At 56.6% G+C, this 16348-nt stretch carries 15 protein-coding genes and 1 tRNA gene; 5 read left to right on the plus strand and 11 right to left on the minus strand.

Features of this window, described 5'->3' with window-relative positions:
- The 3 genes from DHN10_RS09840 to DHN10_RS09855 all read left to right on the plus strand — a co-directional run.
- Positions 1 to 544, plus strand: a 544-nt coding sequence (locus DHN10_RS09840) for an IS3 family transposase (RefSeq protein ID WP_108815179.1), incomplete at its 5' end; no start/stop codon positions are given.
- Between the two features lie 517 nt (positions 545 to 1061).
- Positions 1062 to 1819 (plus strand): IS5 family transposase gene (locus DHN10_RS09850; RefSeq protein WP_108815104.1). Its coding sequence is split into 2 segments (ribosomal slippage): positions 1062 to 1380 and positions 1380 to 1819, totalling 759 coding nucleotides; the frame shifts between segments, so codons are not numbered across the junction.
- A gap of 155 nt (positions 1820 to 1974) precedes the next feature.
- Positions 1975 to 2732 (plus strand): IS5 family transposase gene (locus tag DHN10_RS09855; protein ID WP_108815104.1). Its coding sequence is split into 2 segments (ribosomal slippage): positions 1975 to 2293 and positions 2293 to 2732, totalling 759 coding nucleotides; the frame shifts between segments, so codons are not numbered across the junction.
- Here the strand turns inward: DHN10_RS09855 and DHN10_RS09860 are convergent.
- From DHN10_RS09860 to infA, 6 genes are all read right to left on the minus strand, one after another.
- Positions 2663 to 4354, minus strand: a complete 1692-nt coding sequence (locus tag DHN10_RS09860) for a Hint domain-containing protein (RefSeq protein ID WP_159086971.1) — start codon at positions 4352 to 4354, stop codon at positions 2663 to 2665. The two genes, DHN10_RS09855 and DHN10_RS09860, sit on opposite strands and share 70 nt — an antisense overlap.
- Before the next feature lie 629 nt (positions 4355 to 4983).
- Positions 4984 to 5058 (minus strand) — tRNA-Phe (locus DHN10_RS09865).
- Positions 5059 to 5154: 96 nt separating this feature from the next.
- Positions 5155 to 5340 carry a DNA gyrase inhibitor YacG gene (locus DHN10_RS09870; protein WP_108815182.1) on the minus strand — a complete coding sequence of 62 codons (186 nt, stop codon included), beginning with the start codon at positions 5338 to 5340 and terminating at the stop codon, positions 5155 to 5157.
- Positions 5340 to 6374, minus strand: a complete 1035-nt coding sequence (locus DHN10_RS09875) for a ribonuclease E/G (protein ID WP_108815183.1) — start codon at positions 6372 to 6374, stop codon at positions 5340 to 5342. The genes DHN10_RS09870 and DHN10_RS09875 overlap by 1 nt, the downstream gene beginning before the upstream one ends.
- Entirely contained in the window at positions 6371 to 6976 is a 606-nt protein-coding gene (locus DHN10_RS09880; RefSeq protein WP_108815184.1) for a Maf family protein, read from the minus strand. Before DHN10_RS09880 ends, DHN10_RS09875 begins: the two co-directional genes overlap by 4 nt.
- A gap of 83 nt (positions 6977 to 7059) precedes the next feature.
- The gene (gene infA / locus DHN10_RS09885) at positions 7060 to 7278 is read right to left on the minus strand and encodes a translation initiation factor IF-1 (RefSeq protein ID WP_007205486.1); all 219 of its coding nucleotides are present in this window, start codon (positions 7276 to 7278) and stop codon (positions 7060 to 7062) included.
- Between the two features lie 148 nt (positions 7279 to 7426).
- On the opposite strand from infA, the gene DHN10_RS20095 reads away from it, so the two are divergent.
- Positions 7427 to 7549, plus strand: coding sequence for a hypothetical protein (locus tag DHN10_RS20095; RefSeq protein ID WP_267895716.1), 123 nt, complete (start codon positions 7427 to 7429; stop codon positions 7547 to 7549).
- A 272-nt stretch (positions 7550 to 7821) separates the two neighbouring features.
- Positions 7822 to 8838 carry a sulfotransferase gene (locus DHN10_RS09890; protein ID WP_108815185.1) on the plus strand — a complete coding sequence of 339 codons (1017 nt, stop codon included), beginning with the start codon at positions 7822 to 7824 and terminating at the stop codon, positions 8836 to 8838.
- A gap of 31 nt (positions 8839 to 8869) precedes the next feature.
- Here the strand turns inward: DHN10_RS09890 and DHN10_RS09895 are convergent, their stop codons facing one another.
- The 5 genes from DHN10_RS09895 to DHN10_RS09915 all read right to left on the minus strand — a co-directional run bounded on the left by DHN10_RS09895 (position 8870) and on the right by DHN10_RS09915 (position 16304).
- Entirely contained in the window at positions 8870 to 12439 is a 3570-nt protein-coding gene (locus DHN10_RS09895) for a hydantoinase B/oxoprolinase family protein (RefSeq protein ID WP_108815186.1), read from the minus strand.
- Between the two features lie 70 nt (positions 12440 to 12509).
- On the minus strand, positions 12510 to 13793 hold the full coding sequence (locus tag DHN10_RS09900; RefSeq protein ID WP_108815187.1) for a TRAP transporter large permease: 1284 nt from the start codon (positions 13791 to 13793) through the stop codon (positions 12510 to 12512).
- A complete protein-coding gene (locus DHN10_RS09905) occupies positions 13793 to 14356 on the minus strand; it encodes a TRAP transporter small permease subunit (protein ID WP_108815188.1) in 564 nt (187 codons plus the stop codon). The genes DHN10_RS09900 and DHN10_RS09905 overlap by 1 nt, the downstream gene beginning before the upstream one ends.
- A gap of 71 nt (positions 14357 to 14427) precedes the next feature.
- Positions 14428 to 15468: a TRAP transporter substrate-binding protein gene (locus tag DHN10_RS09910; protein WP_108815189.1), complete on the minus strand. Its 1041-nt coding sequence runs from the start codon at positions 15466 to 15468 to the stop codon at positions 14428 to 14430.
- A 23-nt stretch (positions 15469 to 15491) separates the two neighbouring features.
- Positions 15492 to 16304, minus strand: coding sequence for a putative hydro-lyase (locus DHN10_RS09915; RefSeq protein ID WP_108815190.1), 813 nt, complete (start codon positions 16302 to 16304; stop codon positions 15492 to 15494).
- Positions 16305 to 16348: the final 44 nt, after the last annotated feature.

Here is a 16348-nt window from a genome sequence, read left to right on the forward strand (position 1 = left end):
CAAGAAACGCAGGCGACTGTACCACAAGGACAGCTCAATCATCCGGCTGCGGCCGCAACATCCCAATCACATCTGGAGCGTCGATTTTGTGCACGACAAACTGAGCAACGGGCGGCCCTACAAGATGCTCACGGTGCTGGATGAATATACCCGTGAGGCACTGTGTGTCGCGGTCAAACCAAAGATGAACAGCGCGGATGTGCTGGATGCGCTCTACCCACTGCTTTTGCGGCGCGGGAAACCCGTATACATTCGTTCGGACAATGGCTCAGAGTTCATCGCAACAGCACTACAAGACTGGCTGAGAAAGGTCGGGATTAAGCCGATCCAGATATACCCGGGGTCACCCTGGGAGAACGGATACAACGAGCGCTTCAATGGCACGCTGCGCCGAGAAGTCCTGAATGCTGAATGGTTCCACACCACGAAACAGGCACAGATCGTCATCAATACATGGCTCAGACAGTACAATCGTGTTCGACCCCATCAGGCTTTAAACATGCGTCCGCCAATTCCAGAAACATTGCTCAAAAGTGGCCCATAGAAATGGGGCTGGACAGCCGTGCAGGCAACGACTAAGAATTTCTGTCCCTAAGTAGATCACCCCTGCTTGCCCATACTGTCAATGTCTGCAATGCGGGCAGCAACCGCAGCAATCAGGCTACTTCTGCAATGGCTAGCAAGGGGCCATTACTCGGGGTGTCTTTCGGAAATGCGGAACACATTCGCCAGGCCAAAAAAGTCCGAAAATCGGCAGAAAATGCACAAAGTCGCGTTCTTACCCGACAAAAGTTGCGTTTCTCGCCGGACAAGTTGCGATTCACACCGGACGGTACAACAAGAGAAGAAAGCTGGCTGTGCAGGTAGTCTTGAGCTAGCCAGTCTGCGTCCCAATACCCTGTTAGAAGGGAAAATACAGGGAAAAACTGCCGATTTGCTGTTATTCGAGTTTGTCGCATGGATTGCCACCACGAAAACAGTGGCTTAGGGTCAGGACCCATTAATTGGCTTGATGCTGAATCATTGCTGTGATTCAGGTTCCCCAAATATTGGGGGGAACGATGAGCAATCTCTACTGGCTAACTGAAGAACACATGAAGCGATTGCGACCGTATTTTCCCAAAAGCCGAGGTCGACCACGCGTAGATGACAGGCGTGTATTGAGTGGAATTATCTTCATTAATCGCAATGGTTTACGCTGGTGTGATGCGCCTCCGGAGTATGGTCCACCCAAGACATTGTACAACCGTTGGAAGCGGTGGAGCGATATGGGAGTATTCGCGCGGATCATGACGGGATTGGCGGCAGAGGCGCCCGACCATAAGACCATCTCAATTGACGCGACTTATCTCAAAGCACACCGCACAGCCTCAAGCCTGGGGCTCAAAAAGGGGGGCGCGGACGTCTGATAGGGCAGACCAAGGGTGGTATGAACACCAAGTTGCATGCCGTCACGGATACAAGTGGGCGCCCAATTCAGTTCTTTGTCACCGCCGGTCAGGTCAGCGACTATACTGGTGCCGCGGCCTTGTTGAGCAGTCTGCCAGATGCTGAATGGCTGCTCGCGGATCGAGGCTATGACGCAGACTGGTTCAGAGAAGCCTTAATCGACAGGGGTATCACTCCATGTATCCCTGGCCGTAAGTCACGCAGCAAGACCATCAAATACGACAAGCGCCGCTACAAACGCCGCAATCGGATTGAGAGAATGTTCGGTCGCCTCAAAGATTGGAGACGCATCTCAACGCGCTATGACAGGTGCCCCAAAGTCTTCCTCTCAGCTATCGCTCTCGCCGCAACCGTCATATTCTGGTTATGAGTCTGGAACCTAAGATCACCCCGTTTACAATTCCAGACAGACCGAGTGCAGACAAAAGAAGTGCGATGAATATCGCCTTTAGGGTCAGGACCCATTAATTGGCTTGATGCTGAATCATTGCTGTGATTCAGGTTCCCCAAATATTGGGGGGAACGATGAGCAATCTCTACTGGCTAACTGAAGAACACATGAAGCGATTGCGACCGTATTTTCCCAAAAGCCGAGGTCGACCACGCGTAGATGACAGGCGTGTATTGAGTGGAATTATCTTCATTAATCGCAATGGTTTACGCTGGTGTGATGCGCCTCCGGAGTATGGTCCACCCAAGACATTGTACAACCGTTGGAAGCGGTGGAGCGATATGGGAGTATTCGCGCGGATCATGACGGGATTGGCGGCAGAGGCGCCCGACCATAAGACCATCTCAATTGACGCGACTTATCTCAAAGCACACCGCACAGCCTCAAGCCTGGGGCTCAAAAAGGGGGGCGCGGACGTCTGATAGGGCAGACCAAGGGTGGTATGAACACCAAGTTGCATGCCGTCACGGATACAAGTGGGCGCCCAATTCAGTTCTTTGTCACCGCCGGTCAGGTCAGCGACTATACTGGTGCCGCGGCCTTGTTGAGCAGTCTGCCAGATGCTGAATGGCTGCTCGCGGATCGAGGCTATGACGCAGACTGGTTCAGAGAAGCCTTAATCGACAGGGGTATCACTCCATGTATCCCTGGCCGTAAGTCACGCAGCAAGACCATCAAATACGACAAGCGCCGCTACAAACGCCGCAATCGGATTGAGAGAATGTTCGGTCGCCTCAAAGATTGGAGACGCATCTCAACGCGCTATGACAGGTGCCCCAAAGTCTTCCTCTCAGCTATCGCTCTCGCCGCAACCGTCATATTCTGGTTATGAGTCTGGAACCTAGGCTTGCCGACAAGCTCGGCAGTTGAAATCGTTCTCGTTCCAACCCAACGGACCGGCTGTAGCCCATGATCAACGGTCATCAGCAAATCGCCAGGCCGAATATTCCCAGCTTCAACTACGCCAGATGCACCTGTGAGCATCGTACCAGGTGTGAAACAGGGTACCGCATCGCGGAAATCGAGGTCGGCTGTAAGTGGTTCCGCACCAGAACCGTCGGCTGCTGTGTCGTTGTCAGTATCGGCCAGAGTGAAATCACCACCCCCATCAACGTCATTATCGTTAACGTCCCTTCCCGTGACGTCATCAACTACGTCGGCAATCCCGTCACCGTCGGCGTCCCCTGATGCGTCGATATCCGCCTGGGTGGCGCCATGGCCCGCTTCGTCAACATCGCTGATGCCATCGTTATCAGAGTCTGTATCAAGAACGTCAAACGTGCCGTCGTTGTCTGTATCAACTGGCGCTATCCCCAACGATCCGGGCGCACCCGTTGTTGGCGTGGCGTCATAGGCATCATCGAGACCATCACCATCCGCATCGTTGCCTGTTGGTGGGACGTAACCATCTGTGGACTGGCCTTCGACGTTGTCCGTGATCCCATCATTGTCGCTGTCAAGATCCAGATGGTTCGCGACCGCATCACCATCTGAGTTTGTCGTGGTTTCGTTCGGATTGACCGTAAAGACCTCTGTAACAGAGTCGCCAAAATTTGGATTGGCCCCGGAATCCACGACCACGACACCGTCAACTTCGATCTGATAGCTGGCCGGATCACCTCCGCTAAGGCCGTCGCCGAAACCGTCGAAAATTGTGAAGGTAAAGTTCCCGGCATCCACCGGTACATCTGTGATCTCTACGACATTATTGGAAATGGTAGTGTCGCTGGCGATGAGATTGCCATCGGCATCCCGTATTTCCCAACGCGTGTCGTCGACCTCGGTAAACTGATCAGCATCGAACGTTACTCTGATCGTACTTGTGTTTGTGGTCAAACCTTCGTCGACATCCAGCAAACCGTCATTGTCATCATCAATGTCAATCTTGTCAGCAACACCGTCTTGATCGGTATCGGCAAGCACCGTGAAGGACAGATCGCCAATCCCGGCACCGCCGGAAACAGCGGCATCAGGACCATTGTCGTAGACAACCTCTAGCTGGGAAACCATCCATGGAATTGAGACAGTGACATCGTTGGCGGTGCCTCCTTCAGCTTCGACCGTGACCGAGCCATCAGCGTTGACGTAGACCAGTTCATCCACCAGGCCCGAAATGCCGGCAATGACGACATCAGCATCGATAAGATCGCCATTCTCATCGAGAGCGTAAATCGTGAACTGGTCGTCATTGCCAGTACCTGAATTGACATGTTGAAGGTCAAAAGTGAGGTCCTCGACCGGTGTTGAAAAGTCAAAGGTCGCTGTGATGGGTGAACTGACCCCAAACGCACCGAATTCTGACACCCCGGTTCCAGAGGCGGTTCCGTCCCAAGCATTTGGAGTAAACGTCGTAGAGATCGTGGTGGTGTTGCCATCTTCAGAGACGCTTGTGGTCCCACCAACGGCGGTGCTCCCAGGGCCTGTTAGCCATATCGCATTGTCGAGTATTGCCACTTACTTATCGCACCTGTTCACAAATTAATTGCTTTACCATCTTTGTGATTGTCCAATTGCGCATATTGATGCTGCTGTAAACCAAAATAGGTCGAAATCAGGCTGGGCCCATCAAGCAAGCACTTGAGGGTCAGCCCCTTTCAATTGCTTGCCGAATTCGACACAAATTGTACGAGCACCGTGCGCCGTTTGTGAACTGATCCTAAATAACAATGCCAGACATCGCTGATTGGTTCTCACACTGCGAAGTAGCGCAAGAGCGAGCGCATCTGCAGCATCTCCTGCCGCGAGTGCGCGCAGCAGAAGTTTTCGCTTCCGCTTTGGGCTCTCTACCGCCATTAGATCGGTCGCAGCAAGTTTACTCTAACACGCCCCCACCCCTCTCAGGGACGGCCCATAGCGGACTTTGACCGAGGGTTGCGCCGCCGCCAGGCTCTGCGCGTTACCGAGCCCAGCTATGCCTTAATAGCCACATTTGGAGCTAGCATTGGTATCGGCAGAAGCATTCGCCGCAAACCTTGGACGGAGGCGAACGCTGATGGCAGCTGAAGGAAAGGGGATAAATTGGGGGATTGAATTTTCAAGAGGAACCATAAAGTAATGATTTTATAGAATATAGTATTGTAGAATGGTGCCCGGGGGCGGAATCGAACCACCGACACGAGGATTTTCAATCCACTGCTCTACCCCTGAGCTACCCGGGCATCGGAACGATCAAGCTGGGCTCGCGTCGTTGGGTAGCGGCGTTTTAGACGTGAGGCGGGGGGGTGTCCAGAGGGAACTGTGCGAAAAACAAACGCCTAGTGCGGTTTCTGGCTCTCGGCCTGCCGCAGCTGGTTTTCGAGGTCCACAGCATCCTCTGGATCATCCGCAGGAATGGCATAGCCACCAGTAAACCATTTCGCCAGATCAAGGTCCGCGCAGCGTTTCGAACAGAAAGGGCGGAACGCTGCCTCAGTAGGTTTATCGCAGATGGGGCAGGCCATCAGATGTCCCTCAGTATGGCAGTTGGAAAAGGCGGGCGTTCGCGTTTGCGCTGCAGCTCGAACAATCCCATAGGCGTCCAGCCCACCAGCGAGGTTTCAATCGGATCGGCTTTGAAGGACGCGCGCAGCGACTGTTCCACCTGTTTGCGATGCGCTTTGGACATCGACACGAAATCTACCGTGATCTGCCCTGCCAATCCCCGCAGGCGCAGGGCGCGGGGCAGTGCGCGGGCCGCCGCCAGATTGGCCTTGAGAGCCGCCGCAGGCGTTGTGTCATTGCCGGTATTCACATCCACGGCGACAAGGGCGCGTGTGGGTTCCACATACATTGTGCCTTCGCCCAAGCTGACCAAGGGGTCCGCCAACCCAGCAAGCTGATCCAGCACACCGTGCTCAGCAAAGGCGCCAGCCTGCGTCACGACATCTGCGACACCTGCCCATTCGCGCCAGGCCAGCGCATGCGGGCCATCGCCCTCGGTCAATGCCTCTGGCGCGGACCCTTCGGCATCAGCCAGAACCGCGTCGGCCAGTGCTGTCATCGCCAGAATGTCATCCGCAATCTCAACTTCATCCGCCCCTTCGCAGGACGACCGCAGGATCAGCCCGTGTTCTGCATCAAACACCCCATGCGCAACCGCCAACAGGTTGTCGCGTACATCCTCATCAGTGATCTGACGCGAGATGTTCAGACCCGGCTTGCCGGGGGTTACTATTGCATAGCGGCTTTTGAACAGCACCCGGTCGGTGACGGGCACGGCTTTGCCCACCTCGGAAAACCCTGTCACCTGCACCAACATCGGCTGACCGGGACGCAGCCCTTTGCTGTGGCGCAGAAATGCTGTCTCGCCTTCGGGCAGGCGCAGCATCATGCCACCCTGACCTTTGATGGGTCGGTCACAAATGCCGCGATAAATGGCACCGGGACGGGCCGCATCAGCGTGGTCAATCAGGATGTCGTCCAGTTTGCCATCCACCAGATAGGCCGCGGCTTCAACCGCGCCAATGTGATCCAGAACGATTGTGCGGCCTTTCATTGGCTATCTCCGTATAAAGCGACGCCCGCAGCGGTCAGCAGCCCCGCAGTTTCAGACAAGGGCAGACCAACGATGCCGGTGTAAGAGCCGTTGATCCATGGAATAAAGGCGCCCGCTGGGCCTTGAATGGCATAACCGCCCGCCTTGCCCTGCCAATCATCCGAGGCAAGGTAGGCGTTCACCTCTGTATCGGAGAGCTGTTTGAAGGCTACCGTGCTTTGCACGTCCCTGTGCCAGACCTGCGCGCCACGCTTCACGGCGAGTGCTGTGATTACCTTGTGGCGGCGGCCTGAAAGGGCATAGAGGAACTGCGCGGCCTCGCCCGCGTCAGCGGGCTTGCCCATGATCCGGCGACCAAGGGCGACGGTAGTGTCAGCGCAAAGCACAACCTCATCCGTGGCGGCATCAACGGCGGCAACCTTTTCGGCCGCGATGCGATTGACATAGTCGCGCGGCAGCTCGCCCTTGCGAACGTCTTCATTGATGTCTGGCGGGCGAATGTCGCTAGGGGTGATGCCCAATTGCGCCAAAAGCTCTAACCGCCGAGGCGAGCCAGAGCCGAGGACGAGTTTCAGCGCGGGATCGGGGGATAGCGTGGTCATGTCAGCGCCTTAATGGCAACCGGGCGCGGCCGCCATCGCCTGCGGCAATCGCTGTCCCGCGCGGCGCAATGCTGCGCATCGCTTTACTTGAACCGATAGTTAATCCGACCTTTGGTCAGATCGTAAGGTGTCATTTCAACCTGCACCTTGTCGCCAGCCAGAACCCGGATGCGGTTCTTGCGCATCTTGCCTGCCGTATGCGCGATGATCTCATGGCCGTTTTCCAGCTCGACCCGAAACGTCGCGTTTGGCAGAAGTTCTTTCACGACACCTGGGAATTCGAGCAGTTCTTCCTTGGCCATGTGATCTCCTATGTTTTTCATCCACCTGTTGTGGACGGCGCTTACATGCGCCTGATAGGTCGGTTTTTCAAGAGTTAATCGGCTCTTGCGGCGTTTTGGGGCTCGGTTGTTAAATGCATTGAGGGATTCACGGTGTGAATCAAGCGTGATGGCTGGTGGATATGCGCATTCTGACCTTGAGCGAGAAATCAGTGGCCGCGTTGGCGGCGCTGTTGTCGGCCCGTCAGGCGGCGGTATCCCAACAGCTAGTGGGTTGGGCCTTGGGGGGTGATACGTCCTCGTCGCGATGGCAAAAACGATCTACGACCGCTTGACGGATGACAAATCCCGCAAGATCATTGGTCTGGTTTACGCGTTGTTCTACAAAACGGATTGAGGTTCGCCAACACCCGTTCAACGCGCTGACCACATTTAGGGAGGGACCACCGATGCTTGACGCATGGGGACATGCGAATATTGCCGGAGCCGCCTTGGGGCAGCGCCAGTTGACCGTGGGCTTTGCAGCGGCAGAATGACACGGTCCCGAAACAACGGTGTGACCGGATGAAAGGGGCATTCCTCGTCAGTGCGTCGCGCAGTGGGTCCACCATGATGTCGACTATCCTACGTGAACATCCTGATGTCCTTAGCCTGTCGGAATTGATGACAACGCAAGGGTCGCGCGCCCTTCTGCCCGGGGCGATCAGCGGTGAGACCTTTTGGCAGCAACTTGCCACGCCCACCACGCTTATGCGCCATTTGGCCAATCCAGACAGCGCGCCGCGCGAATTTCTTTATCACACAGTGTCCGACGGACGTTTTGATCCTTACCGCTGCCCACCCATTCTTGCCGTAACCCTGCCGCATCTGTTTGATCACCCAGATGCCGCGTTTGACCGGCTGGCGCAGACCGTTCCACAGTTTCCCACGCAACCGCGGCCAGATCACTATCGCGCGCTGATCGAAACTCTAGGCGCCCAAATGCAGCGTCGTTATTGGGTCGAACGATCGGGCGGCACCCTTTTGGCCACCGCAGCGCTGGCAAAGGCATTTCCTCAGGCAAAGTTCGCCGTCATCCTGCGTGACGCGCGCGATGTGACCTTATCAATGCAAAACTACAAACCCGCCCGGTTTCTGGTCTGGTTCTGGAAGCGCGCAAGGCGGCTGGGCATCGATGTATTCGATCCCGGCACCCAAATCGGTAGCGCCAGATGGATCGCCCTGATAGAGCGCATCACAGCACCGCTGCTACCCATACAGCGCATTCTGAACACACCACCCGCCATCGAAGACACTGCCGCTTGCTGTTCGGCCCTGATGACAAGCGGAATCAGGCAATTCCAGAACCTGCCCGAAGCCCGTCGTTTAGTCGTTCACTATGAGAACGTCGTGGCGCAGCCGCACGCAGAACTCGCCCGTCTTGCCACCTTCCTTGATTTGCCCAAAAACGATGCTTGGTTCGCATTCGGCGTTGGCATCCCCCGTGCCTTTCCGCCGCGCCACCTGTCGCTGCCGACGGATCAGCAGGACAGGCTCAGCGCGTTGACGGCTGATGTCCGAAAGCTCTCTGCATCAACTTGATTGATCCGGGACCATGCAAGCGCCGATCAACTCATGAACCATACCCACCCCCGCCGGGTGTTTTCATCACAAAGACGTCGCCGGGCAGCAGTGCAGCCTGATCATTGCCTTTGAGCGCCTCAATGCGGCCATCTGTGCGCACAATACTGTTCTGCCCAGTCGCGCCTGTTCTACCACCTGCGACACCATGCGGTGGAACCTCGCGGTGCGATGACAGGACCGTCACGGTCATCGCTTCATCAAAACGCAAACGCCGCAGGATGCCATCGCCCCCTTGATGCCGCCCTGCCCCGCCGGACCCTTGACGGATTGCAAATTCTTCGACGCGAACAGGGAAGCGGGTTTCAAGCACTTCAGGGTCTGTCATGCGCGTATTGGTCATGTGGCTGTGAACGGCGCTGGTGCCGTCAAACCCATCACCCGCGCCGGTGCCGCCACAGATGGTTTCGTAGTTCTGATAGGTGTCATTGCCATAGACAAAGTTATTCATCGTCCCCTGACTGCCCGCAATCACCCCCAATGCGCCATAAAGCGTATCGGCAATGGCCTGACTGACCTCCGTATTGCCCGATATGACGGCCGCAGGGGCAGCCGGGTTAATCATCGATCCATCCGGCACGATCAGGTTGAGCGGTTTCATACAGCCTTCGTTCATCGGAATGTCGCTGCCCACCAGCGTGCGGAAGACATAAAGCACAACCGCGCGGCAGATCGCCAAAGGTGCATTGTAGTTAAGCGGCGATTGATCAGACGTCCCGGTGAAATCAATCGTCGCACTGCGCGATGGGTGATCCACCGTGATTGCGACGTTGATTTTCGATCCATCATCCAGCGGATAAGTGAAGGCGCAATCGTGCAGCACGTCGAGCACGCGACGCACGCTTTCTTCAGCGTTGTCCTGCACGTGACCCATGTAGGCGTGGATCGTGTCCACACCGAATTGCTGTGTGATCTTGCGCAGTTCATTTGCGCCGGTTTCATTTGCCGCAATCTGCGCCGCCAGATCGGCCATATTTTGGTTGACGTTCCGACATGGGTAAGGCCCGGACCCCAAAAGAGCGCGGGCGGCGGCATCGCGCAGGGTGCCTTGTTCCACCAACAGGAAGTTCTCGATCAGCACGCCTTCTTCGTCGATGGTCTTGCTGTCGGGCGGGGCAGAGCCGGGCGTCTTGCCCCCGATATCGGCGTGATGCCCGCGCGACGCGACGGTGTAGATGATGGTCTTACCAGCCGCATCGAATACCGGAGTGATGACGGTCACATCCGGCAAATGCGTGCCGCCGTTGAAAGGGTTGTTCATCATGAACACATCGCCGGGGCGGATCTTGCCTGCGTTCTGGCGCAGGATTACCCGCACGCTTTCCGACATCGACCCAAGGTGGACGGGCACATGCGGCGCGTTGGCCACTAGATCGCCGTTCTGATCAAAGATCGCACAGGAAAAATCGTAACGTTCCTTGATGTTCACCGAATAGGCGGTGTTTGCCAGGGTCGCGCCCATCTGTTCGGCGATGGACATGAACAGGTTATTGAAGACCTCCAGCATGACCGGATCCACGGATGTCCCGATGGCCTCTGCCCGTTGCAATGTTTCGACGCGGGCCAACACGAGGTTGCCACCTGTTTTGCAGGTCGCTTCCCATCCGGCCTCTAGGATATTGGTGCCTGTTGGTTCGGTCAGGATGGCTGGCCCTGACACGGTCTGCCCCACCTGCATCTTGGTCCGATCCACCAGTGGCACGTCGCGCCATGCCCCTTGGGTGTAGAGTGTCGCTGTGCCGCCTTCTGTGATGCCCGCTGTAGGGTCCGGCAGGCTCACCGCCTCTCCGGTTTTTCCTGCGGCTTCAACCACCAGCATGTCGATCAGCAAATCGTCGGTCTGCGGCAGAAAGCCAAAACGCTGTTTATGCGCCGTCAGAAAGGCCTCTTGCATGGCCTCTGTACTGCCAAAGGGCACTTCGAGGCTGCGTTGCGCATCCGCAGGGCGAATGTGAACAGTTCTGGTCGTGCTGATGTCACTCTCCGGCACGCCTTGTTCGACCACTTCTCGGGTGGCTTCCGTTACGAGACGACCCAGCACCGCGCCGATCTCTGCATCCCCCAATTGACGTTGGAACTGGTGTTCGCGCATTGCTCTGATATCGGCCAGCCCCATGCCAAAAGCGGACAATACGCCGGCATAAGGATGGATAAAGATACGTTTCATCCCCAATGCATCCGCCACCAGACAAGCGTGCTGCCCCCCTGCCCCGCCAAAACAGTTCATGGTGTATTGGGTCACGTCATAGCCACGTTGCACACTGATCTTTTTGATCGCATTGGCCATGTTTTCCACAGCGATACGCAGAAAACCTTCGGCCAGTTCCTCAACCGATTTGTCGCTGCCGATCTTGGCTGCGAGGGTCTTGAATTCTTGGCGCACCACTTCCGCATCCAGCGGCAGATCGCCGTCCGGCCCAAAAACCGCCGGGAATTGGTCAGGTTGCAATTTTCCCAACAGGACGTTGCAATCAGTGACCGTCAGCGGTCCACCACGCCTGTAGGCGGCTGGCCCTGGATTGGCCCCCGCACTTTCCGGCCCCACCTGCATCCGTCCGTCGCGGTAGGACAGGATCGAACCGCCACCTGCCGCAACTGTGTGGATGGACATCATGGGGGCGCGCATGCGCACGCCTGCAACTTCGGTTTCAAAGGATCGCTCAAATTCGCCGGCATAGTGGCAGACATCTGTTGAAGTCCCCCCCATGTCAAAGCCGATCAGCTTGTCGTACCCAAGCTCTGCCGCCGTGCGCACCATGCCCACGACACCACCCGCCGGGCCTGACAGAATGGCGTCGCGCCCATGAAACAGGCTCGCGTCGGTCAGCCCGCCATTCGACTGCATGAACATCAAACGTTCGCATCCTCCCCGCCCCGCGCCCAGCGCATCGGCCACCTGATCGACATATCGCCGCAGGATGGGCGAAAGATAAGCATCGACGACCGCAGTATCACCGCGCCCGACCAGTTTGATCAGCGGGCTCACCTCATGGCTGAGTGAGATTTGGGTAAAGCCGATATCCTGCGCCATCTTGCCGACGGCAACTTCGTGGTCAGGGAACCGGTAGCTGTGCATCAGCGCTATTGCAACGGAACGGTAGCCTTTGTCGTAGGCCGCCTGTAGTGCCGCACGTGCCTGCGACTTGTCCAGCACCGTCACAACGTTGCCATCCGCACCCAAACGCTCGTCAACTTCGACGGCATCTGCATAAAGCAATTCTGGCAGTTCAATGTTGAGATCAAACAGTCGCGGACGGTTTTGGTAGCCGATGCGCAGCAAATCCCGCAGGCCCTTGGTAATGAACAGCACCGTGCGCTCGCCTTTACGTTCCAGCAGCGCATTTGTCGCCACTGTGGTGCCCATTTTGACGGCTTTGATGGAACCTGCGGGGATCGGACTATCGCCCCCAAGCCCCATAAGGTCGCGCACCCCTTGCACGGCGGCATCAGGATAGCGTTCGGGGTTCTCTGACAGCAGTTTATGCGTCTCAAGGCTGCCGTCCGGTTTGCGCGCCACGATATCGGTGAAAGTACCGCCGCGATCGACCCAAAACTGCCACATGGATTTAGTTCCTCTGTTTGCAGGCAGGCCTGCATTGATTTGAAAGATAAAAGTGAGACGATGCCGCGGTCTAGTAAACCAGCGACGGCAGCCAAAGTGCCAGTTGCGGGAAGATGAGCAGTAACCCAAGCATCACGAACATCGTAACAACGAAGGGTAGCGCCCCTTTGATCACATCGATCATCGGCCCGGATTTACGGATGCCCTGCACCACATATAGGTTAATCCCGATGGGTGGCGTGATCAGCGCGGTTTCCAGCAAGACCATCAGCAGGATGCCAAACCAGACAGGGTCAAAGCCCAGCGCCACCACAATCGGTGTGATCAGCGGCGCCATGGTCAGCAGCATCGACAGCGTCTCCATGAAGCAACCGATCAGGATCAGGACGGCCACGATCATCAACATCGTTTGCATCGGGCTCCAGCCCAACCCGGTCACGAAATCGGTCAGTGCCTGCGTCAGCCCGATGATCGACAGCACGAAGTTCAGGAATACGGCCGCGATGATGATCAGCATAATCATCGCGGTGGTGCGCATCGTGCCTTCGATCGCCTGCCGCATCATATCGATGGACATTTTGCCATTCAGCGTGGCCAACAGCATGGAGGCGACAACGCCCAATGCCGCAGCTTCTGTTGGGGTAGCAAGTCCCGCATAGATTGACCCGACGACCACAACAAAGATGCCCAAAGGTGGGATCAAGGATGGCAAGGCCCGCAAACGCTCGCCCCATGTATAAAGCAGCTTTTCACCACCCCATTCGGGTTTGATCATGCATGCGACAACCACTGTGGCCATAAAAAGCAAGGCCAGTAGGAAACCAGGAAGGAAACCTGCGAGGTATAGCTCTGGCACGGAAGTGTTGGTGAGAAGTCCGTAGAGGATGAGGTTGATTGAAGGAGGGATCAGGATGCCCAATGTGCCACCCGCAGCGACCGTTCCCAGAAATAGGCTTTCGTTGTAGCCGCGCTTTTTGATCTGTGGCACGGCGACCGTGCCAATGGTGGCAGCCGTAGCCACAGACGACCCAGAGGTTGCAGCGAACAGTGCCGAAGAGCCGATATTGGAATGCATCAGCCCCCCCGGCAACCAACCCAGCCATTTGACGATACCGTCATACATGCGTTCGGTGATCCCGGCCCGCAGCAGGATTTCACCCATCATCACGAACATTGGGATGGCGACCAGAAGGAAATCTGTGCTGGTCTGCCATGCCATGTCTGAGATGGCGCGGTGTAGTGGCATCGGGCTGTCGGTCCATTGCAGGATCAGGCCCAGCCACCCCAGCGAGGCTGCGATAGGGACCGCCAGTCCGATCAGGGCCAACAGGATAAGGAGAGTTTTGATCAGCATCAGACAGTCTCGTCTTGGATTTGTTCGTCAAGGGATTTCACGCCGACTAGTTCCTGCACGCCCGCCTCATCTCCACGCAGATAGCGTTGGATGGCGACCAGACCGATCAACACCCCAGAGAAGACAAAGAACATCCAACCGATCAGCCAGGGAATTTGCGGGATCGCCAAAGGCACGCGCATCGGCGTGATCGACCGTGACCCGTTTTCAAGCGTGTCACCCACCATGCCCCAGACCATCAACACCACCACCAGCGCAAAGCCGATCAGCATGACATGACCGAAGAAGTTAATGATGGGGCGCAGTCCTTTGGGGAATGTCCCCAGCAAAGCATCAACCCGGATGTGCGACCGTTCAAACAAGGCGTAGGAAAATGCCAACGTCGTGGCGACCCCAAAGGCATAGCCAGAGATTTCATCCGCGCCGCCCAGTGAGATGTTGAAGACTTTGCGCAGGAAAACCTCCAACGTGACCAGTAAGGCCGAAAGCACGATCAGGGTGCCGCCAAGCCACGTCAGCCAAAGGCTTGCGGTGCGGGTGGAGTTGAGCAGACGGTCAAGCATGGGAGAACCCTATCGGTGGAATTGATCGGTGGGGCGACGGGAGAATTGCCGCCCCACACGGGTGGTATCGTTTATTCAGCAGCGGCGGCGGTCAGGCCAAGGATCGGGCCAACCGTTTCGTTCCAGTTCGCCGCACAATCGGCGCCGCAACGCTCTGCCCAGCGGGCAAGCACGACATCCGTCGCAATGGTGTCACGCAGGGCGAGATCTTCGGCAGAAGGTTCCACAAGCGTCATGTTACCCGGTTCACCGACTTCGCAGGCGCCACCTGTGATGCAGGAAATCGCAACTTCGTCTTCGGTTGCTGTCTCGGCCCACATCGCTTCGTTCAAGGCCGCGATTTCATCAGTCATGAATGTCTGCTGTGCAGCGGTCAGGCTGTTCCATTTGTCGAGGTTCATCGCACCAAAGGCGAGGCCCCAGCCGACACGCAAGGTGTAGGCATGTGTGGCCACTTGGTTCCAGTTGGCTGTGTAGGCCGACATCGTGCCGGTAATGGCACAATCGACAACGCCCTTTTCCAGCGCCGGGATCACTTCGGAGAAAGCCACGGTGACGGATGTGCCGCCAACGCCTTCGACGAAATCACCAAGGGTAGTGGAGTAGACGCGGATCTTCTTGCCTTCCAGATCGCCGATGCCGTTTACTTCGCCATTGCACCACAGTGTCTGGCTGGGGAACGGGTAAAGCATCAGCAATTTGGCGTTGTAGATTTCTTCAAACGCCGTTTCCAGCGTGTCAAAGTAAGCCTCGGACACTTCGCGCTGTGTTTCGATGTCTTGGGTCAGCGTCGACAGGTCCGCCCCCTCAAAAATCGCGTTCTCGGCGGCGACGTAACCGGGCAGGCCAAAGGCGAAGTCGAAGACACCGTTTTTGACAAGGCGCATGATTTCAAAACCTTTCAGACCAAGGCCGGACTGAGATTGAATTTTACCGATGATTTCACCGCCCGACGCTTCGGCCAGATGTTCGTTAAAGAACGGCTCTTCATGCTTTTGGAAATTGGTCAGACTGGACCATGTGCCCACGGCGTTAAGCACAACTGTGTCCTGCGCCATGGCGGTTGAGGCAGTGAGGGCGAGCGCCCCAAGTGCTGTTGCTAATTTCTTCATTTTTCGTCTCCTGTTGGGATTGATTATGGTTGTAGAATTGTTGTTTCTGCGTCGTCAGCCACGTCAGTGATCAGCATATGCCCCGGCTTATGGGTAATGCAGATCGGCAGCTTGGCTTGCATGATCGCCACTTGCGGCGTCACCCCACAGGCCCAAAAAACCGGGGTATGGCCCGCAGGCACAGGTGCCGGATCACCCCAGTCCGGTGTGTTCATATCCGCAATGCCGATCGCCGCCGGATCGCCCAGATGTACTGGCGCGCCATGGGCCATCGGAAACCTCTTTGAGATCGCGATGACCGCGTCCAGTTGCCGATCCGGGATCGCGCGCATGCTGACAACTGTTGCCCCTCCAAATGGTCCCGCAGGCACCGTTGGGATGCTGGAGGCGAACATCGGCACCGTGGTGTTGTTCTCTATATGCCAGACCGGAATGCCTGCTTGTGCCAGTGCATGTTCAAACGTGAACGAACAACCCAGCGCGAAACCTACGAAATCATCCTGCCAAAGGGCTGTGATATCCGTGACAGTTTCGGCCAATTCACCGTTTCGATAGACATAATAAGCGGGGATATCACTGCGGATGTCGATATCATGCCCCAGTGTGACCATCTGCGGATTGCCCGTGTCAGTGACCCCAACAAGAGGGCATGGTTTGGGATTGCGCTGGCAAAACCGCATGAAATCCAATGCGTGGGATGCAGGCAAAATCGCCAGATTCGCTTGCAGGTTATGCTTGCCCAAACCGGCCGTATGTCCGGCATAGGCACAGGCCCTGATCTGGGCGCGCACTGCGGCAGTGCTTTGCAATTTCAGTTGGTCGAACTGTTGGTTCACGGTCGAATCCTTTGCTTGCGCCAACGATCCGGTGAAGTGGTTAT

It is taken from the genome of Loktanella sp. Alg231-35 (assembly GCF_900143545.1).
Lineage (GTDB): Bacteria > Pseudomonadota > Alphaproteobacteria > Rhodobacterales > Rhodobacteraceae > Yoonia.